Genomic DNA, 24,954 nt, shown 5'->3' with positions numbered 1-24,954 from the left:
ACTGATGAACGGAGAAATCGATGGGCATCTCCTCTGCCGAGTGGCTGGTGGCGCCGATGGTCGCAATCGAGGAGGAGCAGGCCGCAGCCCTCCTCACGGAGCGATTCGGCATCGAGGGAACACTCGAAGATCTGGGCAGCAACCACGACCGCAACTTCCGGGTGCGCACCGGTCCGGATGAGCACGGGTACGTCTTCAAGGTCTTCAACCCGGTCATCGACCGCGCGGTTCTGAGGGCGCAGTCCGAAGCCACCGAGCGCCTCGCCCGGGCGCTCCCGGAGCTGCGGCTACCGCGGGCCCGGGTTGGAGTCGACGGGGAGCACATCCAGACCGTCTCCGTGGACGGCCAGGACTACGACTGCCAATTGCTCGACTTTGTTCCCGGTGAACCCATCATGGACAGCCGCTATCTGGCTCCGCGGGTGGTGGCGCGGCTGGGAGAGCTGGCCGGACGCATCACCGCGGCCCTGGAAGGCCTCGACATACCGACTCCGGACAGGCCCATGCTGTGGGACCTGCGCAACGCCCTCGAAGTCGTCGAGGCCCTGGCCCCGCACATGGTCGACCAGCGAAGGGCCGAGCGTGTGCTGCGAGCCGCCCGCGCGGCACAACCACTCGTGGAGCGGCGTGCCGCGCGGCTTCCCATACAGGTCATTCACGGCGATGTGGCCGACAACAACGTGGTGTGCCGGACGGACCCGGACGGCCGCCCCATACCGGTCGGGGTGATCGACTTCGGAGATCTCACACACAGCTGGGCCGTGGCCGAGCTGGCGGTCGCCTGCACTTCCGTCCTGCATCATCACGGAGCCACACCGGCGTCGGTGCTTTCCGCGATCCGCGCGTTCCACGCCGTACGGCCGCTCGTCGGAGACGAGCTGGACGTGCTGTGGCCCCTTGTCGTGCTGCGCGGCTGCGTGCTGGTGGTATGCGGGCAGCACGCCGCACTGCAGAACCCCGACAACGGCTACGCCACGGCGGCCCTTGACCGTGAGTGGGCCATGTTCGAGGCCGGTGCCTCGGTACCGGCCGAGGTGATGGCGGCCCACTTCCGGCAGGTGATCGGCGAACCCGCCCCGCACAGCGATCCGCCGACCTCGAGCCACCCTCTTCTCCCCGAACTTCCCTCCGAAGCAACGGTGCTCGACCTGTCCGCCACCAGCGACGCGCTGCACGGCGGCGGCTGGCTCGATCCCGACGCGGAATCCGCTGTGGTCGCACGGGCACTCGCCTCGGGCGGCACGGCAGTGCTGACCCGGCACGGAGAGTGCCGTCTCACCCGCACACGGGTCGACAACACAGAGCAGAGCGCCACGCTCGCGCTCGGCGTGGAGGTGCACCTCACCAGGCCGCTCGCTGTCCACGCGCCGTGGGTCGGCACGGTCACCCGGCACGCCGAGCACGGAGTGACCCTGACCGCCGGGGGGCTGCACCTGGTGCTCGACGGCATCAACCCGGCTGTCGCAGTCATCGACGGAGGAGAGGCCGTATCCGGTCAGCAGTTGGGCACCGTCGCCGCACAGGGCGGCCGGTATCGCTTGGATGTGCAACTGTCCCGGCTCGGCACGGGAATTGCACCACGCTTCACTCCGCCAGGGCTGGACGTGGGCTGGCTGGCGATGTGCCCCGATCCCACCGGCCTGATCCTCCCCCGCGCGGACCGCCCCGTGGCGGACACACTCACGGAACCTGAGAGCGTCCTGCTGGAACGTCGAGTGATGTCTTTCGCCACCGTGCAGGAGCACTACTTCGAAACGCCTCCGCAGATCGAGCGAGGCTGGCAGCACCACCTGGTGGACACCCGCGGGCGCAGCTACCTGGACATGCTCAACAACGTGACCGTCCTGGGCCACGGTCACCCGCGACTGGTTGAAGCAGTGCACCGGCAGTGGCAGCGGCTCAACACCAACTCCCGTTTCCACTACGCCTCGGTCGTGGACCTGTCGGAGCGGCTGAGCGCGCTCCTGCCGGACGGACTCGACACCGTCTTCCTCGTCAACAGCGGCTCCGAGGCCGTGGATCTGGCACTGCGGCTGGCCTGGGCCACTACCGGGAGGCGCGATGTCGTCGCCGTTGAGGAGGCCTACCACGGCTGGACCTACGCCGGTGACGCCATCTCCACCTCGACGGCCGACAACCCGAACGCCTTGGCCACCCGCCCCGCATGGGTGCACACAGTCCCCACACCGAACAGCTACCGCGGCCGGCACCGCGGCGTTGAGGCGCACCTCTACGGCCCCGAGGCCGCGGCCGTGATCGCCGACCTGGTCAGGTCCGGACGCCCGCCGGCGGCGTTCGTGTGCGAGCCCTACTACGGCAACGCCGGCGGAATGGCTCTGCCCGACGGCTACCTCGAGCAGGTCTACGCCGCCACCCGGGAATCCGGCGGTCTCTGCATCGCCGACGAGGTGCAGGTCGGCTACGGTCGGCTGGGCTCCCACTTCTGGGGCTTCGAGCAGCAGGGCGTCGAACCGGACATCGTCGCTGTCGCCAAGGCGATGGGCAACGGCCACCCCCTGGGGGCGGTGATCACCCGACGCGAGATCGCCGACGCCTACCGTTCGCAGGGCTACTTCTTCTCATCGGCCGGCGGCAGCCCGGTCAGTTCGGTGGTCGGACTGACCGTGCTCGACGTGCTCCGCGACGAAGGCCTCCAGGACAACGCCCGCACGGTCGGCGCACACCTGCGAACGCGGCTGCTGCGACTCGCCGACAAGCACCCGCTGATCGGCGCCGTCCACGGCAGTGGCCTGTATCTGGGCGTCGAGTTCGTCAGAGACCACGAGACACGGGAGCCGGCGACCGAGGAGACAGCCGCCATCTGCGAACGGCTACGAGAGCTGGGCGTGCTGATGCAGCCGACTTCGGACCGGATGTGCGTCCTGAAGATCAAGCCACCGCTGTGCCTGACCACGACGAGCGCCGACGTCTTCGTCGACGCCCTCGACGACGTACTCACTCACGGATGGTGACACACCGTACGGACATACCTGTCGGCGGCTGTCCTGAGGCACCGATCAGCGGTGGCACCAGGTCAACAGGCAGTGGCATGAAGGTCTCCTGAGCAACCGGCGCTCGACGCCGGCCGGCGGTGGTCGCAGGTGGGGAAGGGAACGGACCCGCTGTCGTCCCGGAGGCAGCGCCTTCAGGAGCAGGAGGCATTCGGGGCGGCTGTCCCGGTACGGGCGCTCGGGTCCGTGAGCGGTTCAGCGCGGCGGGCCGAGGATGACGCCGCCGTAGAGTTCGGATGCTTCCGCCAGGAGGGACTTGGGGATTTCGAAACCGTCGGGGCGCGGGGTGGTGAGGTCGCGTCCGGCGTGGCGGAACATTCCCTCGATGCCGCCGGGCGTGGCGATCATCAGAAGGTCGGCGCGGTCGGAGGTGACGCGATAGCCGTGCGGGACTTTGCGGGGCAGGTAGACGATCCCGCCTTCGCGCAGCTCGTGTTCCTCCTCCCCGGACCACACCAGGGCCGTGCCCTTGATCAGCATGAACACCTCGTCCTCGCGGGTGTGCAGGTGGAACGGCGGGGCTTCGCCCTTGGCGACATCGAAGCGGCCCACAGTCAGCTTGCCCTCGGTGGCTTCCTTGTCGAGCAGCACGGAGAACGTTCCCCCATCGAGCCATTCGAGCTTCTGCTGCTGATCGGGCTGCGCCAGATAGGCCATGGTCATCGCAGACCTCCAGGGAAATTCCGGCCTTCAGGCCGGGGCGGAATCGGACTCCTGCGAAGCGGGGCAAGGGGTCGGGATACGTCCCCCGGAGCGAATCCCGGTGCTCTGACTCGCAGGCCTGAACGTGACTGCTGGTGCTGTGAGTTGGGTGAGACCGCACACCGTGTGAAGCGGGCGTTCACCTCCAGGGAGGGAGGGACACAGGAGCGAGATGGGCGGAGCAGGGGACGGTGTGGGCCGCACACCACGTATCCGCATATCGCGTGGATACGGACTGACTGGAGAGGGAGTTGACCAGCTCGGTGCAGGCGGCCATGCGGGGCCGGCCCCCGCGGGAGGAGGTCAGCCGACGGTGAGGACGAGCTTCCCACGGCTGTGGCCGGCGTCGCTGGCCTGCTGCGCCTTGGCCGCGTCGGCAAGCGGGTAGGTCGCGCCGACCGTGGTCATCAGTGTGCCGGCGGTGGCCTGCCGGGCCAGTTCGGCCAGCCGGGTGGCCGAGCGCCGCGCCGGGCCCTCGGCGAAGACGACACCGAGTTCGCGGGCGCGGAAGTCGGCGGTGGTGACGATCCGGTCGGTGCCGCCGCGCAGGCTGATGGAGTCCTCCAGCGCGCCCTTGCCCGCGGCGTCGAGCACCGCGTCCACGCCGCCTGGGGCGAGCGCACGCACCCGCTCGACCAGACCCTCTCCATAGACCAGCGCGGTCGCGCCGAGCGAGGTCACGTACTCCTGGTTGGCCGGGCCGGCGGTGCCGATGACGCGGGCACCGCGGGCGACGGCGAGCTGGACGGCGACGGTGCCCAGCGCGCCGGACGCGCCGTGGATCAGCAGGGTCTCGCCGGTTTTGACGTCGAGCAGGTCCAGGACCCGATCTGCGCCGTCGCTCGCCACGGGCAGGGCGGCCGCGTGCGTCCAGTCCAGGCCGGCCGGTTTGGGGGCGAGGGTGGTCGCAGTGGCCAGCGCGTACTGGGCGTAGGCGCCGGTGTCGGACCAGCCCAGCACTTCGTCGCCCACCTTGAACAGGTCGACGCCTTCGCCGAGGGCGTCGACGGTGCCGGCAATCTCCCCACCGGGGACGGCGGGCAGGGTGGTGGGGAAGATGCCTTCCATGATCCCGGAGCGGATCTTGCCGTCCACCGGGTTGACGCCGACAGCCTGTACACGTACGCGCACCTGGCCGGGACCGGGCTCGGGAACCTCGGTTTCCGCCTCGTGCAGGACCTCGGTGCCGCCGAACGTGTCGAAAACGATGGCCTTCATCAGTGTGTCTCCTTCAATGAGTTGATCCGCCGGACCAGCCGGACCAGGACGTCTGCTGTGGGGCTTTTCCGGCCCTGCCACCGGGGTCGGAACGACTGGGTTGGAACTCTGGTGGCGCTGTTTCGGGCCGTCACCCGGCCCGGAGCTGCACCTGCTCGCTGTTGTCCTTCGTTTCGATGACGTGGACGCACAGGTCGAGGGCGGCGACCATGTAGCGGCGCCAGAGCGGGGCGAAGGGACCGGCCAGGATCCAGCGGCGGCCGGGCAGCGGCTTGAACTCGTAGGTCCAGCGGATGAGTGCGCCGGCACCGTCAGGGTTGACGTTGAACTCGCCCCGTATACCGGCCGCAAGGCGGGAGAGGACATTGGTGAAGCCGGTCAGCTGGTAGGCGAAGCTGGAGCCCGCTACGTACTCGGTGAGTTCTTCGTCGGCCTGGGAACCGTCGTCGAACTGCGGGTTTCTTCGCGATCCCGCGTGGTCCCAGGCCTCGGTCTGGTTCTTTACGCTGCTGATGCCGGGGAACGGAACCACCGGGCGGAAGACGGTGGGGAGGTCGATGGGCACCAGGATGCGGAAGGCGTCCTGGGGTGCCGTGCGGGTCCGCTGCTGGACGGTGATGGTGACGGTCTTGTCGGCTGGGCCGATGAGGAGTGTGGTCATGGTTCTGCTCTCCGTGGTGGTGGTGGGGTAGTCGGTGTAGCCGGGGTGGTCGCCGCCGTGGAAGGTGACGGGGTCGGGCTCGTGGAGCGGGTCGTCCGTGCGGAGGCGGTGGGCAGGTCGGGGTTGGCCAGTGCCGTGGCGCCGACCGAGACGACATCGGCCAGACCGCTTTCTGCTGCAGGGGGACCGCAGGCCGAAGGGCGGGGAAAGGGCTAGAGGGAGGTGAGGGCGCGTACGCGGTCGGCGATGGCGCGGCGGGCGACATCGGTAGTGAAGGCGATGGAGTCGAACTCGTGCGGGACACCGGGGTGGAGGTGGAACTCCACGGGGACGCCGGCCCGGCTGAGTTTGAGGGCGTAGGCGAGGTCCTCGTCGCGGAAGGCGTCGAGTTGGCCGACCTCGATGTAGGCGGGAGGCAGACCGGTCGCGTCCTTGAGGCGGGCCGGGGCGGCCGTGGCGGGTACGTCGGGCCCGCCCGCGGCGTCGCCGAGCAGGGCCGGCCACGCGGTGCGGCTGTCGTCGTAGGACCACAGCAGGTAGGGCTCGATGTGCGGGTCGGGCGTGGTGGTGCGGTCGTCGAGCATCGGCATGAGCAGGATCTGCCGGGCGATCGCCGGACCGCCGCGCTCCCGGGTGAGGATCGACAGCGCCGCGGCCAGTCCGCCTCCGGCACTGTCGCCCATCACACCGATCCGCGCGGGGTCGACACCCAGCTCGCCGGCGTGCTCGTGCAGCCAGCGCAGGGCGGTGTACCCGTCCTCGACCGGTGTGGGGAAGGGGTGTTCGGGGGCCCGGCGGTACTCGACCGACAGCATCGGCACGCCACTGGCGGAGCTGTAGCGGGCAACGGGGCCGTCGAACAGATCGATGTGGCCGAAGATGTAACCGCCGCCGTGGAAGAACAACGCGGCCGGACCGGCAAGGGCGTCCGTCTTGGCGTACCAGCGCATGGTGATCTTCGTGCCGTCGTCGGCGGTGGCGTAGTACTCGGTGGTCGTGACGTCGGCCGGGACCGGCTGGGCCGCCGAGGCGGCACCGATGATCGGTTCCCACATGGCGCGGCGCGCGGCAACGTCGCCGACGGGCGGAGGGGTGGCGCCCGTCATGGACTCGGCCATGGGGGCGAAAACCTGGGCGAACTCGGGGTCGAGACTGAGTGACATGGCTGTCCTGCCTTCTTGGCTGGGTTGGTCTGATCTGGTCATTCGTGGAATCAGCGGGCCCAGGGGTTCCGGGTTCGGCAGGCGAGGGTTTGCCGTTGGGCGGCTCAGCAGACCTGACCCTCTGGAGTCCCGCGCCGGCTCGGCCGCCGATGGGGAGACGCGACACGCTCCACGCAATATGCTTCAGTTTTGAAACGCCTGGTGAGGACACTCCGCTTTCGAAGCGGCATCACAGGGTGAGAGGGCGGCGACTGCCGCTAAGGACCGACGGCGAACAGCATCTGCAGCTTGCCCCGGCTGGGGGAACCGGGTACGGCGGTGAAGACCAGCAGCTGCTGGCACTGCTCGGGATCTATCAGCATCTCGGAGTAGAGCTCCAGTTCACCCAGCTCGGGGTGCAGGTAACGCTTGAGGTCGTGGTGGTGGGTCACCCCCACCTCGTGCAACCGCCAGACCTCCGCGAACTCGGGACTGACATCGAGCAGAGCCGCGACGATCTCACCGGCCCTACCCGTGGGATCGGCCGTGTAGGCGTCCCGGATCTCCGCGGCGAACGCCCTGCCCCGCAGCGGATGATCCTCCACCGGATACAGGCCACGGACCTGCGGATCGCCGGTGAACCAGCGGTAGACCAGGTACCGGGACAGGCCCGAGTGGCGGGTGAAGTCACCGAGCAGTGCGACCGCCGGAGGTGTCTGCAGGAGCGTTTCACCGAAGCGCGACATCAACATCGCCGGCACGTTCAGGAGGCCGCCGACGATCCGCATCATGGTGGGGCCGACATGATCATCTCGTATGATCCGCCGGGGCGCCGCGATGCCGCCGAGGACGAAGAGGTGGTCGCGCTCGTTCAGGCTGAGCCGCAACGCCCGGGCGAGCGCGACAAGCATCCGTTCCGAGGGCGCCGGACCACGCTGCTGCTCGATCCGGCTGTAGTAGTCGGCCGACATGCCGGCCAGCGTCGCCACCTCCTCGCGCCGCAACCCACCAGTGCGGCGCCGCTGTCCGCGAGGAAGCCCGACATCCTCCGGCTGCAACACCTCACGACGCGCGCGGAGAAAATCCGCCAGCAACACCCGGTCCATCGTCCGACCTCCTCTGTTCGACACCCCCATCCTGGCGCGGACGGGAGAGCGGATGAAGGGCCACTTCATCAGGGGACGAGTTGTCCGTGGCTGGGCCGACAGCGGCGCACAGGGACAGCCGGACGGCCCTCATCCGCCCCCGGGCGGCATGCCTCATGCCGAACTCGGCCCAGTCTGCTGGAGGGCGGACAGGTAGGACTGGACACCCATGGCCATGGTCGGCACGTGCTCGCGCATCAGCCGCTGGAAGTGGGGTGCGGTCGCGGACCGGTGGTCCACGGTGAACTCCCCGGCCAGGGAGAACCAGGTGACCGGGGAGACGCCGGCCCGCACCATGCGCTCGACCGCGACGGCGTGGGTCTCGGCTGTCAGACTCGCTGTGGCATCCACGACCAGGTAGACCTCGTAGTCCTCGCGCAGCGCGCCCAGCACGGTCTGCAGGACGCATCCCTCGGTGGACACCCCCGCGATGGCGAGCTTGCGGCGCCCGGTCTCGCGTACCGCTCGTGCGAAGTCCGCGTCCAGAAAGCCGTTGAAGTTGCCGCCCCGCTCGACCACGGGGTGGTCCCCGATCGTCTCCTTCAGTTGCGGGTAGAGCGGTCCGGACGGCTTGTCGGGTCGGCCGTTGGTCACGACCAGGCCGCTTCCGTACCACAAGGCTGTCTTTGCCAGTCCGACCACGTTGTTGATGTGCTCCGCCGTGTCGTGCGACCGCAGCAGGTTGGCGAATCCGACGGCGTGGTCCACCAGGACGACCGTGGTGTTCTCGGGGGTCAGTGGTTCGAGGTTCACGAGGTGCTCCGATGGCTGGCGACGGCACTGATGACCGTCGCGGCATGAGTGGATTCAGCGTTGTCGATAACCGCTGTGCGCCGGGTCGATGAGTGCGGAGAGCCGGATCAGAGAACGACAGCATCCTGATGCGAGTGAGGCGGCCATCGTGAAGGCCGGACGCTCCGCGTGCGCCGAACACGGTGACAGCCGCGCCATCATCCGGGAGATCGCCCGGCAGGCCGGCTCACCCACGGCCTGATGATGCGGGCCTGTCCGTCGAAGGAACAACTGGTCATCATCTCGATGACCAGAGCCGCCGGGCCCGTCCGAACGTCCCAGGGCTGCGTCGCACGCAGGGAACAAGCCGGCGGCAGCACGCTGTGAGGGGCGACGCTGCCTAGACGAGTGCGGCGGGGGGAAGGACGATGACCTTTCCGGAGATCGGGCCCGCGGCGGCTTCGGCATGCAGAGCCGGCAGGTCGACCAGTGGCACCCGCCGGGCGATGTCGACACGCAGCTCGCCGGAGTCGACCAGCGTCACCAGTTGCGCCAGCTGGGCAGCGTCGCTGTTGACGAACAGGTCGATGCCGCGCACGCCACGTTCCTCGTCGGACGGAGCGGGCATCCACACCGTCGTGTTCACCACGACACCGCCGTCGCGGACCACACCGGCCAGCGCGGCCAGCTGCGCCGGATCGACCGGCGCGAGGTTGAGCACCACGTCGACCGGCTCAGCCAGTTCGGGAAGGCCGTGACCGAGAACCTCATCGGCGCCAGCCGCCTTGACACGCTCGCTGCTGCGCGGCCCGGCCGTGGCGATCACGTAGGCGCCGGCGTGCTTGGCCAGCTGCACGGCGTAGCCGCCGACCGCGCCACCCGCGCCGTTGACCAGCACGCGCTGGCCGGCGGTCAGCCCGGCGTGGTCGAAGAGGGCCTGCCAGGCGGTGAGGCCGACCAACGGCAGTCCGCCGGCGTCGGCCAGCGGAATGCTCGTGGGTGCCGGCGTCAGGATCCCAGCCGGTGCGAGGACGTATTCCGCGGCCGCGCCGGCGCCGGTCATCGGCAGGAAGCCGACCACCCGGTCACCGACCTCGACGCCGTCCGCGCCCTCGCCCAGCGCGTCGACCGTGCCGGCGACGTCGATGCCGGGGGTGTGAGGCAGAGCCACCGGGATGGGGCCCTGCATGAAGCCGGCACGGATGTTGCCGTCGACCGGGTTGAACGATGTCGCAGCCACCCGGATCCGCACCTCTCCGATGCCGGGGACCGGCTGTTCCACCTCCTCGTAGCGCAGGACGTCCGGGGTGCCGTACTTGTGGAAACGCACTGCCTTCATGGCATGCCTCAGCTTTCACAATGCGGGAACGAACTGATTCAGATTTGAATCAGTTGTGGTTGGAGCACGCTTCGACTTCGAAACGACGCTCAGGGGTGTGAGGGAGCCGAAAACCGCTAAGGGGCGACAGCGGCCAGGAGCTGGAGCTTGCGATGGCTCGGGGAGCCGGGCGTGGCGGTGAACACCAGCAGCTGCTGGCACTGCTCGGGATCTATCAGCATCTCGGAGTAGAGCTCCAGTTCACCCAGCTCGGGGTGCAGGTAACGCTTGAGGTCGTGGTGATGAGTCACCCCCACCTCATGCAACCGCCAGACCTCCGCGAACTCGGGACTGACATCGAGCAGAGCCGCGACGATCTCACCGGCCCTACCCGTGGGGTCCGCCGTGTACGCGTCCCGGATCTCCGCGGCGAACACCCTGCCCCGCAGCGAATGATCCTCCACCGGATACAGGCCGCGGACCTGCGGGTCATGAGTGAACCAGCGGTAGACCAGATACCGGGACAGCCCCGAGTACCGAGTGAAGTCACCGAGCAGCGCAACCGCCGGACGCGTCTGCAGCAACGCCTCACCGAACCGTGACAGCACGATGGCGGGCACGTCCGAGAGGCCGGTGACGATCCGCATCATCGTCGGCCCAACATGATCATCACGCACGATCCGCCGGGGCGCCGCGATCCCGCCGAGGACGAAAAGATGGTCACGCTCGCTCAGGCTGAGCCGCAACGCCCGGGCGAGCGCGACAAGCATCCGCTCCGAGGGCGCCGGACCACGCTGCTGCTCGATCCGGCTGTAGTAGTCGGCCGACATACCGGCCAGCGCCGCCACCTCCTCGCGCCGCAACCCACCAGTACGGCGCCGCTGCCCACGAGGAAGCCCGACATCCTCCGGCTGCAACACCTCACGACGCGCGCGAAGAAAATCCGCCAGCAACACCCGGTCCATCGTCCGACCTCCTCTGTTCGACACCCCCATCCTGGCGCGAACCGAAAATTAGATGAAGGCCGACTTTAACCGCGGACAAGTTGTCCCTGGCTGGGCTTCAGTCGGCCCGCCCGGGCCTGCGCATCTGCCTGCCGGACGGGCACCGTCCCCAACACCCGGACCACTGGCTCGAGACCTACCGGAGCGGCAGGGTGCGCTGCCCCGCGTTTCGCAGCCTCCGGTGATCTTGTTTCAGGCGTACTGCCAGGTCCGGCGGGCGGGGCACCGACGGCTCCGACACGGTGGTCCGCCGCCGCTGTCCGCGGCTCACGCTCTCCAGGCCCAGCACCACCATCAGCCGCTCGATGGTGCAGCGGGCCACGCCGATGCCCTTGCGCCGCAGCGCACGGGTGCTCCGCCGGCCCCCATAGGTGCTGCCGCCCGACTCGGCGTGAACTTGCTGGATCAGCGGCATGAGCTGCTTGTCACGGAGCCGGCGCGCGGACTTCGGCCGCTTCCTGTGGGCGTGGTAGGCCGACTCGGACCAGCCGAGCACCCGGCAGTCGGGCCCGACTCCGAAGCGGGTCGCACGCAGGCCGGCATCGCTGCGCAGGGGCGAGGTGTTGTTGATCCCGGCGAAGACGAGGCCGCGGGTGGGATCGCGGAAGATCACGCCCTCTTGCCGAAGGGCCTGGAAGACATACCCATCGCCAGGGGATGGCTGGACAACTCACCGGCCGTGAGGATCTGTCGTAGACCGTCGGCCTCGACGGTGCAGGGAACCTCTGAAGGGCTTTCGACCAGCATGAAGACATTCCTCAGCAAGACCAAGGGCGTGCTCGCCGCGGGGCTTGCGGTCTCCGCCCTCGCCCCGTCGAGGTCGGCGTGGGAGGCGTGGTCCGGTAGTGCGGCAGGTGAGGGCGGGGGCGCCCTGCGGTGGCGCGACATGCTCCGCCAGTAACGCCGAGGGAGAGGGGGCAACCGCCCCACGCCCCCCACCTTTTGTGTCTTCGAGGCACCTTTCGTGCACACGCGAGACGTGTGAAGCAAGACGGCAAAGAAGACATTCCGTAACGAGGTGCTGCCATCCGCCGGCGCCGAAATGATCCGGACCAGGCAGTAAGAGCCACTGGCGGACACAGACCAGTTGCCGACCGTATGCGCGTGGCATGTTGACCTCCCTACTTCTTCCCGGGAGGCCTGTGTGCCCAACTCTCCCGCCCCGTCGGATACGACACCGGCCTATCCCCGGTGGTCGGATCGTCTGGTACGCCAGTTGGACACGTTCGCGGCCAGGCGGTCCGGGGCCGAGAGAGTGCCCGCCCTGGTGCTCGGCAGGCAGGACGGCGGTGATCCGCGATGGCCTGCCTACCTCATCCGGGAGTACCAGCACCGGCTGGCAGGCCACGGCAACGCGCACGGCCGGATGGCGCACGCGCTCGTCGACGACGCTGAACTGAGCGGCGGCTTCCTCGCGGCGATCGACCGGATGGCGCTGAGGTTTCAGCAAACCATGCCGTCAGGGCGCCTTCGGCTGCGGGCCTTCCACACCTGCCGGGCCGTACTGGAGTCGGAGCGCGGCACGGGAGACCTCCAGTCGCAGCAGCAGCCCATCGTCGACGCGCTCTACGCGGAACTGTTGAAGCGACGATGGTCCCTGCGGGTCGGCGGGCACATGGCGGACTTCCTGGGACAGCGTGTTCTGACCGGCTGGCTGCAGGGAATCGTCGCCGCCGCGGTCGTCGGGGTTCCCAAGCTGTTCTACCGCTGGTTCCTGCGCCGCTGGGGGCTGAGGTGGGTGGCGGACGAATGCCGTACCGCCACCTTCCTGGACGCCGCCCTGTCCTTCTGCCGGGAGGGCGAACTGGACCGTGAGGACCCGCGCGTGCGGCGGATTCTGCTGCGCGCTCTTCTCACCGACCTGCGCGCAGCGACCCGGCGCAGGTCCCGGCTGAGCCATCTGTGGGCCCGGCGGCGCTGGTCCTTCGTCGTCCTCATCCCGGAGATCGACGCGGTGGACGGACCCGGCCGGGCTCTGCTGGGCACGTTCGCGGAACTGGCCGGTGACCATCCGTCCCGGCCCCTGCTGGTGCTCGCGGGCTGCGCGGGCCCGCCGCCGGACTACGCCGTCCCGCTCGGCGCCGACCTCGACCGGCCGAACGGCATCGCCGACAAGGTGTTCGCCGTCCTCAGCGAGGACAACGCCGAACCCGTACGTCTCGTCGCGCTGCCGGCTGAGGACGACACGGAGGGCACCGCAAGGAACAAGATCGAGAAGGGCAGCGGGATCACGGTCCGCAAGGACCACTTCCTCGACTGGGTGCGTCCCTCGGTGCTGCCGGTCCTGGCCCTGGCGACCGCGGCTTTCTACCTGCTCCCCGTCTCGCTCTGGCCGGGCACAGCACGTCCCGAACCGCCCTCGTGCGTCACGGTGCCCACGGGTGAACGTGTGGGGGTCACCGACGGCGAACAGTGCGATCTCGCCGTGCCCGGAGACCCCGGCAAGGAACTCCGGGAGCTGGAACGCCAGGTCGCCAAGGAGAACGCCCGGATCCCCGCCGGGCGGTACCGCACCCTTGTCTTCCTCGCGCCGCTCAGCCTGCAAAAGGGTGTCTACGACGATCCGCCGCTCGGCCTGCAGATCCTGCGCGGCGCGATCGCCGAGCAGCACCGGCTGAACGCCGGCGTCCGCCAGAACAAGATGCCCGTCCGCCTGCTCATCGCCAACACCGGCCAGTACTTCCAGTACGGCGCCCGCAACGACAAGGCGCCCAAGGACCCGGACGTCGCACAGATGATCATCGACCGGCAGCGTGAGGACCACATCGCCGCGGTCATCGGCATCACCCAGAGCCGCCGCCAGTCGCTGCGGGCGGTCCAGGAACTCGACCGGGCCAGCATCCCGGTCGTCGCCAACGGCGTATCCGGCAGCACCATGGTCGGACCCGACTCGCCGCAGCGCTACTTCCAGATCTCCGCCCCCAACACGCGCCTGGGCCCCGTCTTCGCCGACTTCATCCGCCACTCCCCCGAGATCCACCGCCTCACCGGGAGTCGGCCGCACGCCGTCGTCGTCTACGACCCGACCGATCCCTCCTTCAGCACGGACCTCAGGAACGTCTTCCTCCACGCCTACCAGCCCTACGGCGGCATCGAGGAGATCACCTACAGCGAGAAACCCGGAGCCACCACACCGGACAGCATCGCCACCGACGTGTGCAACAAGGTCTCCGCCACCCACGGCATCGTCGTCTACCTCGCACGGTCGGGCGTGCTGCCCAGCCTCCTCAACGCCATGCAGAGCGCCGGCGGGCAGTGCCAGCCGGCCCAGGGCACGACCATCCCGCTGATCGCCGAGAGCGCCCCCATCGACTTCCAGCTCGATCCCGCCCGGACGGCACGCGCCTACCCGTACATGACGCTGTTCTACGAGACGGCGAACGCCCCCACCTCCGACCCCCGCGACCCCTACGCCCAGTTCACCCAGGACTTCGCGGCCGTCTTCGGGCACCTGAGCGCCGACGCCGACGCGGCCGGCGGCTTCGACACCGTCGGCATCGTCTCCAAGGTCATCGAAAACCTGCTGCCGGCCTCCCCCGACGTCCAGCCCAACGACATCTACCTGTGGCTCACCGCCCACGGCGTGTCCCAGTACCCCGGCGCCTCGGGCGTACTGCGCCTGGACGCCAAGAACAAGTACCCGCCCGACAAGGCCGTCTACATCCGCGAGATCACCCAACCGGACGGCGCCACGACCACGCTGCTCAACTGCGGCATCCTGCCCGACCGGCAAAACCGCAGGACGTGGGGCACCGCACCGGACACCTTCCCCTGCCCCCGCAAAGGAGCGGCAGCACCGTTCGGCTGACACGGCTCCACGGCGTCAGTGGGCGAGCGAGGCTACGCTCGGGTCCGGCCCGAAATTGACGTCTGAAGGTCAGCCCGACAGATGGGATCAAGCTGCCCCTACGGGTTCGAAGCGGACGGTCAGGCCAAGGGCGTTGGCTTGACGACCGGTTCACCGGCGAGCGCTTCGAGAAGGCCCTGAACATCACCCTCGACTCGGTGGTGTTCCGCTCCTCCGGCCAGGACCTGACCACCGCCCGCACTACAGCGTGATGACCTCGCGCCTGGCCGAACCCGTCCTCCTGGGCCTCGCCGTCCGCAACCGCGTCAAACGCTGACCACGGCGGTCCTCTCCCGCGCGGTCACCCCCGCCTCCGGCAGTGGCAGGGCAGCCGCGCGGCCCGCCACGGGTTGGGCCAGCCGCCGGGGTAGTGCCGCAAGCGGCGACGGACCGGCGGCGGCTTCGCCAACCGGTACGGCGCCGCGCCATGCGCAGCCGGGACACGTCGATGAGCTGCTTCAAGTGCTCCTGGCCCTTGAGCTGAGAACCCGTTGTCAACCGCTTTGCCGTGGTGCCTCCCGCGCGGCACGGCAGCGATCGTCCGACGTCAGCCACGCCTCCGCGTCCCGCCAGATCCGCGCCGCGTCGACGTTCTCGTACTCCCGGATCACCGACCTGGTCGTACCTCGCTCGCGGTACGCATCCATGATCGCGACATGCTCCGGCAGGCGTACGAACCCCGCCAGGGCCCGCCGCCCGGTCCACACCGAGACCGATCCGCAGCGCCGGGCCAAGGGCGCGGACCACAGCCACATGCCGACCGCGCCGTCGAGATGCGGCCAGCGGCGCCGCAGCGCGAAGCCGCGACGCGCGATGCCGGGCAGGTCCCGGTAGTTGTCGCTGGTGAAGTCGGTGACGCTGACGATCAGCGGCCCGCTCCGGCCACCGCACATGGCGCTGTCGACGCTGACGCCATGCACCGCGACACGGTCGTCAAGGGAGTCCCCGGCCGGACCCTGGCACCAGCGGCTCCTCAGCATGGCGCCGGCTTCCAGGACGGGTCGCGCCCGAGCAGGGCGAGCAACCGGTCGCCCGGCGGGGCGTCGTCGGGGACAGCGATCCGTCGGCGGAACGCGGCACCGGCCCCGCGACCCTCGTCCGGGACCAGGGAGGCGACGCGCAACGCGGCGGCGGTGAGTTCGGCGGCGGGCTCCCACGGGGCACCGATCGTCACCGCGACGTCCCAGGCGTGCGCCACGTAGTCGAGCAGGTGGAAGCCGATCGCTGTCCGTCCGGGGACAGCGAAGCCCTCGCCCACCTCCGGCAGCACGAACCGCCGCTCCAGCACGTCGTCTTCCGCGAACGCCGCGGTGACCTCGCCGACCGACGCCTCATACGCTCCGGCCGGGTCATCACCGAGGTCGCCGTCGCGCCACACGGCCCACGGCTCGCCCGCGCCGCGGGCGGAGGCGGCGAACCCCTCGTTCTGGCTGACCAGATGGCGAAGCAGGCCGTACAGAGTCCAGTCCACGCACGGCGTCGCCCACCTCAAGTGGTCGGTCTTCACCCGGGAGACCACCTCCCCGGTCAGCAACAGCGCCTGGCGGTCCAGTCGTCGAATGTCCATGGCAGGAGCCTAAAATCCCACAGCGGCTCAGCTCCAGAGCCAATAAGCTGCCAAGTGATTGAGCCAATTGCCGGACCGAAAGCCAGCAACAGCCGAGCCGAAAGCAGAAAGCCGGGATGGACGTCCACGTCAGGCTCGACGGACAGCGCGACCTGTCCGGCCAGATCTACCGCCAGCTGCGCACCGCGATCCACGACGGGCTGCTACGGCCCGGCGACCCGCTGCCCCCGACCCGGGAGTTGGCCCGCCGCCTCGCGGTGGCCCGCAACACCGTCGGCGTCGCCTACGAACGGCTCGTCGCCGAGGGCTACGCGGACAGCAGGGTCGGCTCCGGGACCTATGTGCGTACGACGGGCCTGCCCACGCGCGGGGCCGCGACCGCCACCGATACCACCGGCTCGGGACTGCGCCCCCGCGCCCTGTGGGCGGGCTTGTCCCCATGGGCAGCCCCGGAGGCCACGGGAGCGACCCCGGCGGCCCACGACTTCCGGGTCGGCCTGCCGGACGTCCGGCTCTTCCCGTACGACGCCTGGCGTCCCCTGATCGCCCGGGAACTGCGCCCTTCGGCGGCCGGGTCGGTCGGGTACGGCGATCCATCCGGCCACGCCGGGCTGCGGACCGCACTTGCCCGGCACATCGGGCTCTCCCGCGGTGTGCGGACCCGCCCGGACGACGTGCTGGTGACCACCAGCACGCAGCAGGCCCTGGACCTCATCGGACGGGTCCTGCTCGAACCGGGCGACCGTGTGGCCGTGGAAGAGCCCGGCTACCCACCGGCCCGGCTGCCGTTCCTGGCGCAGGGCGCCGAGGTCACGGGCGTACCGGTGGACGCCGAGGGCCTGCTCGTGGACGCCCTCCCACCGGACACCCGCGCCGTGTACGTCACCCCCGCCCACCAGTTCCCCCTCGGCATGCCGATGTCCCTGCGGCGCCGAACGGCACTGCTGCAGTGGGCGCGGCGGCATGGCGCGGCAGTGATCGAGGACGACTACGACAGCGAATTCCGGTTCGGCGGGCGGCCGGTCGAGACGCTGCAGAGTCTGGACCGGGACGGACACGTCATCTATGTGGGGTCGTTCTCCAAGGTGATGCTCCCCTCCCTGCGCGTCGGCTTCCTCGTGGCGCCCGCCCCACTGCGCACCGCGCTGCGCACCGCCAAGTACACCGCCGACTGGCACACAGCGGTCCCCACCCAGGCGGCGCTCGCCCGCTTCGTCGACGACGGGTTGCTCGCCCGGCACATCCGCCGGATGCAGCACACGTACGCGGCCCGGCACCACGCCATCACCCGCGAGCTCACCGATCACTTCGCGGACCTGGCCGAGCTGGTGCCGTCCGCCGCGGGTCTGCACCTGACGACATTCACCCGAGGCCACCTCGCCGACCCCGACGCCCTCGCGGACCGAGCCCGCCGGGCCCGAGCATCCGGCGTGGCGGTCCACACCCTGGCGCAGGTCGCCGCGAACCCCTCCGCGCGCCCGGGCTTCGTCTTCGGCTACGGCTCGATCAGCGCCCCGGACATCGAGGCCGGCCTGCACTGCGTACTCGGTCCGCCCAAGGACGACTGAACGCGGAAGGAGGCGCCCGCACAGGGCTCACCCGATTCACCACCACCACGACGACCTTCTGGACATGAGTTCGTCTCAGTTCCGTGACCCAGTCCAAGGCCTGTCCCACTACGGGAGTCTTGGGACAACCGGAGTTCTCGCAGTACAGGCGGCGCACCGACAGGTCGATGACGACGGCCCGGCCACCCACCGCCTCGCCCGCGACATGCCCCACGTACCGGGAGTGCACCCGGTCCGACTCCGTCCCGCACGCTGGGCAGACAGCTGCGGCACCGTCCCAGGTCCGGGCCGTGATCTGCAGCAGATCACGGCTGGCCTCCACACGATCGACCCGTACCGCGGACAGCTGCGGTAACAGGTCTTCCAGCCGTATCGCACACACCACCACGATGACGCCGCCAACCAGACGACACCACAGGCCAGTTGACCCGATCACCGCCTACGCAAATCTTGGAAGACCCGTTGACTGGACAGACCCAGAAGGCGGTTCGTGAGTACCTGACTGGTTCTGTTGTCATCTGGCGGTGTGGGCGCGGTCGGAGTCTGCCCGCCCTGGGCTGATGGCCTGTCGGGGTGGCGGGGTGGCGGGGTGAAGTGAACGCGAGGCCTACCCGAGCGACCTGTCGGACAAGCAGTGGTCGTTGATCGAGCCGGTGCTCGCGGCGTGGAAGAGCCGGCACCGGTCGGTGAGTGGCCATCAGGGCAGCTACGCGATGCGGGAGATCGTGAACTCGATCCTCTACCAGGGCAGGACCGGCTGCCAGTGGGCCTGCCTTCCGCACGACCTGCCGCCGAAGAGCGCGCCGTATTACCACTTCGCCATGTGGCGGGAGGACGGGACCGACCAGGTCATCCATGAACCCCTGCGCTGCCGAGTCCGTGAGCGGGCCAGCCGATCAGAGAACCCGACCCTGGTGGTCCCGGACACGCAGAGTGTCCACGTGGCCGCCCGGGATCAGGGCGTGGGGGCGAGCACGGGATCTTGCCGAGCGGGCCCGCTTCCCAGGGTGTGGTCGGCGAGGGCGGCCAAGTGGGGTCGGCGTCCGGGGCGGCGGCGCAGCTGGTGCCGGCGGCGGTGATGGCCTGTCGGTAGGTGTGGTCGACGACGTCGCCGGGGGCGAACACTCCGGGAATGCTCGGCGGGTGGTCGGAGCCTGGTCGTAGTGAAGGTGACCATTGCGGCCCGTGGTGCTCCTTCCGCTCCCAGGTCGTGGTCCAGGGCCCCGCCCAGCGCGCGTAGGCCTCAGCGTCCCGGTGTGTCCCAGTTCGCGAGCACGGCGTCGGCCGCGGCGTGCAGGTGCCGTGCTGATGTGCCGTCGCAGACCTGTGTCGAAATGCCGAGCAAGAAGCCGTGGATCATGGATGTGACGCCGTCCACGTCGGTGTCTTCGGCGAGTTCTCCTGAGGCGATGCCTCGTACGACGCACGCCCTGATGCGTGCCCGGTCCGCCGCGCGGCGCGCCGCTACGACCTTGCGCACGCCGTCCTCGCCCGCTCCCGATGCCCGGACCGTCCCCGAGAGGGCGACGAGGCATCCGCGAGGGTGGGATGTGTCGGTCTGCATGTTGATCGACCCGTGGAGGAGCCGGGCGATGGCCTCGCGGGGACTTTCCGCCTCGTCGGCCACGATATCGGTGACGCTGCCCGGTCCGGCGATGTAGTGCTCGACGGCTTTCTCGAACAGTCCCTCCTTCGAGCCGAAGGCGCCGTAGAGGCTCGCGGAGGACAGTCCTGTGGTCTCGCGGAGCTGGGCCAGCGATGTCGCTTCGTAGCCCTGTTCCCAGAACAGCAGCATCGCGGCCTCCAGGACGGCCTCCATGTCGAAGATGCGGGGACGACCGATGGCGGGCACGGCAAACCTCCACTAGTTACGGACTGACTGATCCAGTTTGACGCCCGCCGACGCGTCGGTCAATATCGGATCGGTCAATCCATAACTAGTGAGGAGTGCGACCCGATGACCACAACGAGCCCCACGCCGGTCCGCGAGCGAGCGCACGAGTCGCTCCCCGTACCGGCACTGGTGGTGATGGCGTTGACCGGATTCATCGTGATCATGACCGAGACGCTGCCGGCGGGGCTGCTCCCGCAGCTCGCTGCCGGACTCGACGTCTCCGAAGGCGGCGCCGGCCAGCTCGTGAGCGCCTACGCGATCGGAACGGTCCTAGCCGCGATACCCGCGATCACGCTGACGCGCGGAGCACGACGCAAGCCCCTCCTCCTGGTGGGCCTGCTCGGGTTCCTTGTCGCGAACACCGTCACCGCGGTATCGCCGTCGTTCACCATCGCCCTTGCCGCCCGGTTCGTCGCGGGAGCCTTCTCCGGTCTGCTGTGGGGCATGCTCGCCGGATACGCCCGGCGTATCGCCGCACCTGAGCACGCCGGGCGTGCACTTGCCATCGCCATGACCGGAACCCCGCTCGCGCTGTCCATCGGAACCCCCCTCGGCTCCTGGCTGGGCTCGACGGTCGGGTGGCGCTGGTCGTTCGCCGCGATGTCACTGCTCAGCGTCATCGTCGTGGTCCTCGCGAAGTTCCTCGTGCCCGACGCCCAGGGGCAGCCGGCGCGGACACGCGCTCCGCTCAGCCGGGTGCTGGGCATTCCCGGCGTGGCGACCATCCTCGGCGTCGTACTCGTCTGGATGCTCGCGCACAACCTGCTCTACACCTACATCGCCTCCTACCTGCATCAGATGAGTCTCGCGCTCCGGCCCGACATCACACTTCTCGTCTTCGGCATCGCCGCGCTCGGAGGCATCTGGATCACCGGTGTGTTCATCGACCGCGCGCTTCGCAGGCTCACCCTGGCGAGCGTGATCGTGTTCATCGTCGCCGCAGCGTTTCTTGCCACAGCGCAGCAGTCCACTGCGCTCGCGCTGATCGCGATCGTCCTGTGGGGCCTCGCGTTCGGCGGCTCGGCGACGCAGTTGCAGACGGCCATGGGTGAGGCCGCGGGCGACAACGCCGATACGGCGAACGCGATGCTGACGACATCCTTCAACATGGCGATCTTCGCGGGCGGCGCTGTGGGGGCTGTGGTCGTCGATGGCGTGGGCGCATCGTTCCTTCCAGCCGGGATGATCGCTCTCACCCTCGTGGCGCTCGTCACGGTCGCCTTCGGCCGACGCGCGGCATTCCCCGCAGGGCGTTGATCCCGTCCGTTGCGGGTCTGTCCAGCCAACGGCTCTGTCCCGTAATCGACTCTGTCCCGGAATCGGTGGTAGCGAAGGGTGACGGTTGTCGTTTGGCATGGTGTGCGCGATGTCAACGAGCTTGTGGGCGTGGTGTGCGCGATGTCAACGAGCTTGTGGGCGTGGTGTTTTCGGGACTGTCGGCCCTCATCGTCGAGGGCGTGAAGGACGAGGGTGAGGTCATCCGGGTGTCGGCGCGGACCCGGGATGATCCGGTGCCGTGCCCGCGTGCGGGACACGAACATCGCAGATGCACGGGTTTCCTGGGCGAGTGCTCGCAGACGTGCCGGTGACGGTCGGCGGGTCTTCGCCTCGGTGCGGGTCCGCCGCCTGGTGTGCACGGTGCTCGGCTGCCCGCGGCAGACGTTCCGCGAGCAGGTGCCCGGCGTCGTGGAGCGCTACCAGCGCCGCACCAACCGCCTGGCCGGCCAACTCGGCTCTGTAGTCAAGGAGTTAGCGGGCCGGGCGGACTCCCGCCTCTGTCGCGTTGTGGCCTGCGCGATCTCCCACTCGACCGCCCTGCGCATGCTCATGCGCCAGGCAGTGCCACCGCTGCGCGTCCCGCGCGTGCTCCGCGTCGACGACTTCGCCCTCAAGCGCAGGCACCGCTAAGCCACGGTCATCATCGACGCCGAGACCGGCGAGCGGATCGACGTCCTGCCCGACCGCACCGCCCAGACCCTGACCACGTGGCTGCGCGAGCACCCCGGGGCCCAGTACGTCTGCCGCGACGGCTCTGCCACCTACGCCGAAGCGATCCGCAAAGCCCTCCCCGAAGCGGTACAGGTCAGCGACAGTCGATGTCGCCGGCCGCGTCGGCGTGGGCTTGGATCTGCCGGAGTGCCCGGGTGAACATGCCGTCCACGGCGTAACGGCGGAAGCGGGTGTAGACCGTCTGCCAGGGCCCGTAGCGTTCCAGCAGGTCACGCCAGGAGATCCCGGTCCGGATCTTGTAGACCATCCCGTTGATGACCTGCCGGTCCACCACTCGCGGACGGCCTGTCGCTGCCCGCGATATGAGTGGAGCAAGCAACTCCCACTCCTGATCGGTGAGTTCATGACGGCGCACCCTCGGCACCTGACCCCCGACCATCAAGATCCCCGACAGAGTCCAAGCTGAGGGCCGCGGACAAACATTCGGCCCTGCATCTCAGTCTCTCGCGGTACTCGATCGGCGGCGACTTGAACGGCCGATGATCGACAACGAGGGAGCGGAGCGCGACACATGAACCGGCCCGGGTTGCGCACGACAGGTTCGCGCAACCCGGGCCGGTTCGCCGTCCGCCCGGGCAATGCCCGCGGCGGCGACCGCCACTCGTCAGTTGATCGGAGTCAGCTGCCAGAGCTCGGAATCGGTCCCGTTGTCGGTGTTCTGGAGCGCGCTCGCTCCGGGGTCGGTCGAGGCTTTGTCGACGTCCAACGGGAGCCCGCTGCGCACGTTGACCAGCTTGACGTAGCCGCGGTCGGCGTCGACCACCTTCCACAGGTGGTCGTCGTGGCCATTGTCGTCCCATTGCACGGCGGGGGCGCCCGGGTTGCTGACGCCGCCGGCGATGCCGAGCAGAAGGCCGCTGTTGACGTTCTTGAGCTTGTACTGGCCGTTGCCGGCGAAGATCAGCCGCCACTGCTGGTTGGCGGTGGCATCCGCGGTCTGCTGCACGACCCCAGCGTTGTACGCGGTGGAGGCGCCGTCGATCCCCAGGTCGAGGTTGCTTTGCTTGTTGACGATCTGCATCGCCGGGGCCGTCTGGCTGTGGATGGTGACCTGGTCGGGGTAGGCGGCCACCAGTGGGTCGGTGACCGAGGAGGGGGCGTCGGTGCTCACCACGATCCGGTCGCTCATCCCGTCGTAGTGGGCGGCGGCGTAGTAGATCGTCGAGCCGACCGGCTCGATCTGCGCGACGGTGGCGGTGATGATCTTCTGAACCTGCGCGGCGGTGAACTTGACGCTGCGGGTGGTGGTCGGAGTGGGCCAACTGGTCGGGGTGTCGCCGTTGGAGTCGGTCCAGTGCTGCGGGATCTGCAGGTTGTTGATGTCACCGGCGTAGTCGGACGGGAAGGTGATCACCGGGCCGGTATTCGGGTCCTGGTAGGCGGACAGGGCGCAGTTGTAGTCGGCCATGGCCTGCAACTGGTCGCTCGCCGCGGTCGCGCCGCGGGTGTTGCCGGGGTCGGACGTGAGCGAGGTCTGCTCCGTGCACATGGTGGGCGGGGTGCTCGCGGGCGGGCCCTGGATGGCGACCTGGTTGGGGTACTTGGCGGCCAGCGGGTCGGTGACGGACGAGGGGGCGTTGGTCTGCACGACCACCCGGTCGCTCGCGCCGTCGTAGGCGGCAGCCAGGGAGTAGGTGGTGGTGTCGTCGCCGGGCTGGATGGCGTCGAGGACCGCGTTCTGCACGTTGTTGAGCTGGTCCTGCGTGAACATGGGGCTTTTGGCGGTCGTGGGGGTGGGCCAACTGGTCGGCGTGGCGCCTGTGGAGTCGGTCCAGTCGCTCGGGTGTTTCAGGTTGTGGATGTCACCGGTGTAGTCGGACGGGAAGATGATCGTCGGGCCGCTTTTCGGGTCGTCGAACGCGGTCAGGGCGCCGTTGTAGCCCGCGAGTTCCACAACCTCCTCCCAGTCGGCGCCGGTGGCGGTGGCGGTGTCGGCGTGTGCGGCCGCGGCCGGCAGCAGCGACCCGCTCGCCAGCACAAGCGACAGGAGGGCGAGCAGGGCGGAGCGCGGCCGCTCCCGCGGCGCGGAGTGCGTGCGGTGCGGCGCTGTCGATGCGTTTTTCGACATGGTCTTCCTTGGGTCCGAGGGGAGGGCGATCACGGCGGCGTCTGCGTGGCCGGTTGTGTCGGGAGTCGAGCCGGTTTCAGCCATGGTTACCGGCACTGGGCGATCGCTTCGCAGCCGCGGGTATACGGGTTCGCCGCGATCGCGGGCGTGCCGAGGTCGGTGCTCGGGCCGAAGTGGGCGCTCGGGTCAGCGGCCGGGTTATAGGTGCTCCGCGCCTCGGCATGGGCGGGATTGCCGATGAAGCGGTCGAACGTGAACGTCTGACCCCGGTATTCGAGCTGGCCATTGTGGACCTGCGCCCTCATGCGGTACACGCGCACGCCGATGATCGCGGTGTTCGGGATGTGGTGGAGGTACGCCCACTCCTGCTGGCCCCCGAAACGCGCCAGCCCGGGGTTTCCGCGCACCTGGTCGTCGGTGTAAAGAGCGTTTCGCGCCATGTGGGAATCGATTTGGTACACGTAGGTGTCCGCCTCCACCCAGCGGTTGGTGCACTGACCGGTCAGCGTCCAACCCATCCCCGGAAAGGGAGTCCACATCGCAACCGGGCGGCCGGTCCGGCAGTTGGGATTCGCCATCGCCGCACCCAGATTGCGGCCACCCTGGCTGCGGGCGAAGCGTTCCGACTGCGACAGATCCGCGCTCGTGGAGATGTAGCCGCTGCCGTCGCGGCCTTGTATGTGGCGCGGGAGATCGTAGTCGGTCCCGACCGCCGTGAAGCCGTGGGTGAAGATCTCGTACGGCGACCGCGAGTCCCCGCGGTACACCTGGGCCGGCAACTGCCGTTCGCGGACGGTGTCGTTGCTGGAAATGTTGGAACACGAGGAGGAGTTGCCGAAGCCGGTCGGGCAGTTGTTCCACCCTGCCGCGTGCGCCGGGCTGGTCGAGACGATGGCCTGGGTCAGGATGATCGCGACGGCGGCGAGGAGCGCCGCGAGTGCTGATATCCGGTAGCGCATCCGCCACATGGGCAAAAGCGTTTCTGCTCGATTGAACATGAGCTCTCCGTGTCGGGAAGTGGTTGCGGCCGTGCCACTGCACGCGCCAGTTGGAGTGCGAGAGCGTCC

The 24,954-nt window shown here is 69.2% G+C and carries 21 protein-coding genes and 2 pseudogenes; 7 read left to right on the top strand and 16 right to left on the bottom strand.

Annotated elements, in window-relative coordinates:
• The first annotated feature begins 20 nt into the window (after nucleotides 1–20).
• Complete coding sequence (locus tag OHT57_RS46145; protein ID WP_328752958.1) at nucleotides 21–2,972, top strand: aminotransferase; 2,952 nt, start codon at nucleotides 21–23, stop codon at nucleotides 2,970–2,972.
• 234 nt (nucleotides 2,973–3,206) lie between these two features.
• Here OHT57_RS46145 and OHT57_RS46140 read toward each other — a convergent pair whose 3' ends face one another.
• The 9 genes from OHT57_RS46140 to OHT57_RS46095 form a co-directional block, all read right to left on the bottom strand.
• The gene (locus tag OHT57_RS46140) at nucleotides 3,207–3,674 is read right to left on the bottom strand and encodes a cupin domain-containing protein (RefSeq protein WP_328752957.1); all 468 of its coding nucleotides are present in this window, start codon (nucleotides 3,672–3,674) and stop codon (nucleotides 3,207–3,209) included.
• A gap of 342 nt (nucleotides 3,675–4,016) precedes the next feature.
• Nucleotides 4,017–4,931, bottom strand: a complete 915-nt coding sequence (locus OHT57_RS46135; RefSeq protein ID WP_328752956.1) for an NADP-dependent oxidoreductase — start codon at nucleotides 4,929–4,931, stop codon at nucleotides 4,017–4,019.
• Nucleotides 4,932–5,061: 130 nt separating this feature from the next.
• On the bottom strand, nucleotides 5,062–5,592 hold the full coding sequence (locus OHT57_RS46130; protein WP_328752955.1) for an SRPBCC family protein: 531 nt from the start codon (nucleotides 5,590–5,592) through the stop codon (nucleotides 5,062–5,064).
• A gap of 212 nt (nucleotides 5,593–5,804) precedes the next feature.
• Nucleotides 5,805–6,755, bottom strand: coding sequence for an alpha/beta hydrolase (locus OHT57_RS46120; protein WP_328752954.1), 951 nt, complete (start codon nucleotides 6,753–6,755; stop codon nucleotides 5,805–5,807).
• 257 nt (nucleotides 6,756–7,012) lie between these two features.
• A complete protein-coding gene (locus OHT57_RS46115) occupies nucleotides 7,013–7,840 on the bottom strand; it encodes a helix-turn-helix transcriptional regulator (protein WP_328752953.1) in 828 nt (275 codons plus the stop codon).
• A 153-nt stretch (nucleotides 7,841–7,993) separates the two neighbouring features.
• Complete coding sequence (locus tag OHT57_RS46110; protein WP_328752952.1) at nucleotides 7,994–8,632, bottom strand: isochorismatase family protein; 639 nt, start codon at nucleotides 8,630–8,632, stop codon at nucleotides 7,994–7,996.
• A 379-nt stretch (nucleotides 8,633–9,011) separates the two neighbouring features.
• A complete protein-coding gene (locus OHT57_RS46105; RefSeq protein WP_328752951.1) occupies nucleotides 9,012–9,950 on the bottom strand; it encodes an NADP-dependent oxidoreductase in 939 nt (312 codons plus the stop codon).
• 116 nt (nucleotides 9,951–10,066) lie between these two features.
• On the bottom strand, nucleotides 10,067–10,894 hold the full coding sequence (locus OHT57_RS46100) for a helix-turn-helix transcriptional regulator (protein ID WP_328752950.1): 828 nt from the start codon (nucleotides 10,892–10,894) through the stop codon (nucleotides 10,067–10,069).
• A 175-nt stretch (nucleotides 10,895–11,069) separates the two neighbouring features.
• Nucleotides 11,070–11,546, bottom strand: coding sequence for an IS3 family transposase (locus OHT57_RS46095; protein WP_328752949.1), 477 nt, complete (start codon nucleotides 11,544–11,546; stop codon nucleotides 11,070–11,072).
• 132 nt (nucleotides 11,547–11,678) lie between these two features.
• Between OHT57_RS46095 and OHT57_RS46090 the strand changes: the two genes are divergently transcribed.
• Both OHT57_RS46090 and OHT57_RS46085 read left to right on the top strand, forming a co-directional pair.
• The gene (locus OHT57_RS46090; RefSeq protein ID WP_328752948.1) at nucleotides 11,679–11,834 is read left to right on the top strand and encodes a hypothetical protein; all 156 of its coding nucleotides are present in this window, start codon (nucleotides 11,679–11,681) and stop codon (nucleotides 11,832–11,834) included.
• A gap of 315 nt (nucleotides 11,835–12,149) precedes the next feature.
• Entirely contained in the window at nucleotides 12,150–14,741 is a 2,592-nt protein-coding gene (locus OHT57_RS46085) for an ABC transporter substrate-binding protein (protein WP_328752947.1), read from the top strand.
• Nucleotides 14,742–15,274: 533 nt separating this feature from the next.
• Here the strand turns inward: OHT57_RS46085 and OHT57_RS46080 are convergent.
• Entirely contained in the window at nucleotides 15,275–15,700 is a 426-nt protein-coding gene (locus OHT57_RS46080) for a hypothetical protein (RefSeq protein ID WP_328752946.1), read from the bottom strand.
• A 53-nt stretch (nucleotides 15,701–15,753) separates the two neighbouring features.
• Nucleotides 15,754–16,347 (bottom strand): TIGR03086 family metal-binding protein, encoded by a 594-nt coding sequence (locus tag OHT57_RS46075; protein WP_328752945.1) that lies wholly within the window; start codon nucleotides 16,345–16,347, stop codon nucleotides 15,754–15,756.
• A gap of 116 nt (nucleotides 16,348–16,463) precedes the next feature.
• Here OHT57_RS46075 and pdxR point away from each other — a divergent pair, with 116 nt between their 5' ends.
• Complete coding sequence (gene pdxR / locus OHT57_RS46070) at nucleotides 16,464–17,915, top strand: MocR-like pyridoxine biosynthesis transcription factor PdxR (protein ID WP_328752944.1); 1,452 nt, start codon at nucleotides 16,464–16,466, stop codon at nucleotides 17,913–17,915.
• On the opposite strand, the gene OHT57_RS47635 is transcribed toward pdxR, so the two are convergent.
• Nucleotides 17,854–18,237 (bottom strand): transposase family protein, encoded by a 384-nt coding sequence (locus OHT57_RS47635; protein ID WP_443053571.1) that lies wholly within the window; start codon nucleotides 18,235–18,237, stop codon nucleotides 17,854–17,856. The genes pdxR and OHT57_RS47635 overlap by 62 nt on opposite strands.
• Nucleotides 18,238–18,535: 298 nt before the next feature.
• On the opposite strand from OHT57_RS47635, the pseudogene OHT57_RS46065 reads away from it, so the two are divergent.
• Nucleotides 18,536–18,892: pseudogene (locus OHT57_RS46065) on the top strand (transposase); the annotation flags it as partial.
• 266 nt (nucleotides 18,893–19,158) lie between these two features.
• Here OHT57_RS46065 and OHT57_RS46055 read toward each other — a convergent pair.
• Nucleotides 19,159–19,767, bottom strand: a complete 609-nt coding sequence (locus OHT57_RS46055) for a TetR/AcrR family transcriptional regulator (protein WP_328752943.1) — start codon at nucleotides 19,765–19,767, stop codon at nucleotides 19,159–19,161.
• Nucleotides 19,768–19,872: 105 nt separating this feature from the next.
• Between OHT57_RS46055 and OHT57_RS46050 the strand changes: the two genes are divergently transcribed.
• Together OHT57_RS46050 and OHT57_RS46045 are read left to right on the top strand one after the other, a co-directional pair.
• Nucleotides 19,873–21,066, top strand: a complete 1,194-nt coding sequence (locus tag OHT57_RS46050) for an MFS transporter (protein WP_328752942.1) — start codon at nucleotides 19,873–19,875, stop codon at nucleotides 21,064–21,066.
• 134 nt (nucleotides 21,067–21,200) lie between these two features.
• Nucleotides 21,201–21,900 (top strand): annotated as a pseudogene (locus OHT57_RS46045) (ISL3 family transposase); the annotation flags it as partial.
• Here OHT57_RS46045 and OHT57_RS46040 read toward each other — a convergent pair.
• From OHT57_RS46040 to OHT57_RS46030, 3 genes are all read right to left on the bottom strand, one after another.
• Nucleotides 21,893–22,198 (bottom strand): transposase, encoded by a 306-nt coding sequence (locus OHT57_RS46040; RefSeq protein ID WP_328752940.1) that lies wholly within the window; start codon nucleotides 22,196–22,198, stop codon nucleotides 21,893–21,895. The pseudogene OHT57_RS46045 and the gene OHT57_RS46040 sit on opposite strands and share 8 nt — an antisense overlap.
• Before the next feature lie 225 nt (nucleotides 22,199–22,423).
• The gene (locus OHT57_RS46035; RefSeq protein ID WP_328752939.1) at nucleotides 22,424–23,887 is read right to left on the bottom strand and encodes an RICIN domain-containing protein; all 1,464 of its coding nucleotides are present in this window, start codon (nucleotides 23,885–23,887) and stop codon (nucleotides 22,424–22,426) included.
• An 86-nt stretch (nucleotides 23,888–23,973) separates the two neighbouring features.
• Nucleotides 23,974–24,885 (bottom strand): hypothetical protein, encoded by a 912-nt coding sequence (locus OHT57_RS46030; RefSeq protein ID WP_328752938.1) that lies wholly within the window; start codon nucleotides 24,883–24,885, stop codon nucleotides 23,974–23,976.
• Nucleotides 24,886–24,954: the final 69 nt, after the last annotated feature.

This window comes from Streptomyces sp. NBC_00285 (genome assembly GCF_036174265.1).
Taxonomy (GTDB): domain Bacteria; phylum Actinomycetota; class Actinomycetes; order Streptomycetales; family Streptomycetaceae; genus Streptomyces.
This window is presented reverse-complemented; position numbering and strand designations above follow the sequence as displayed.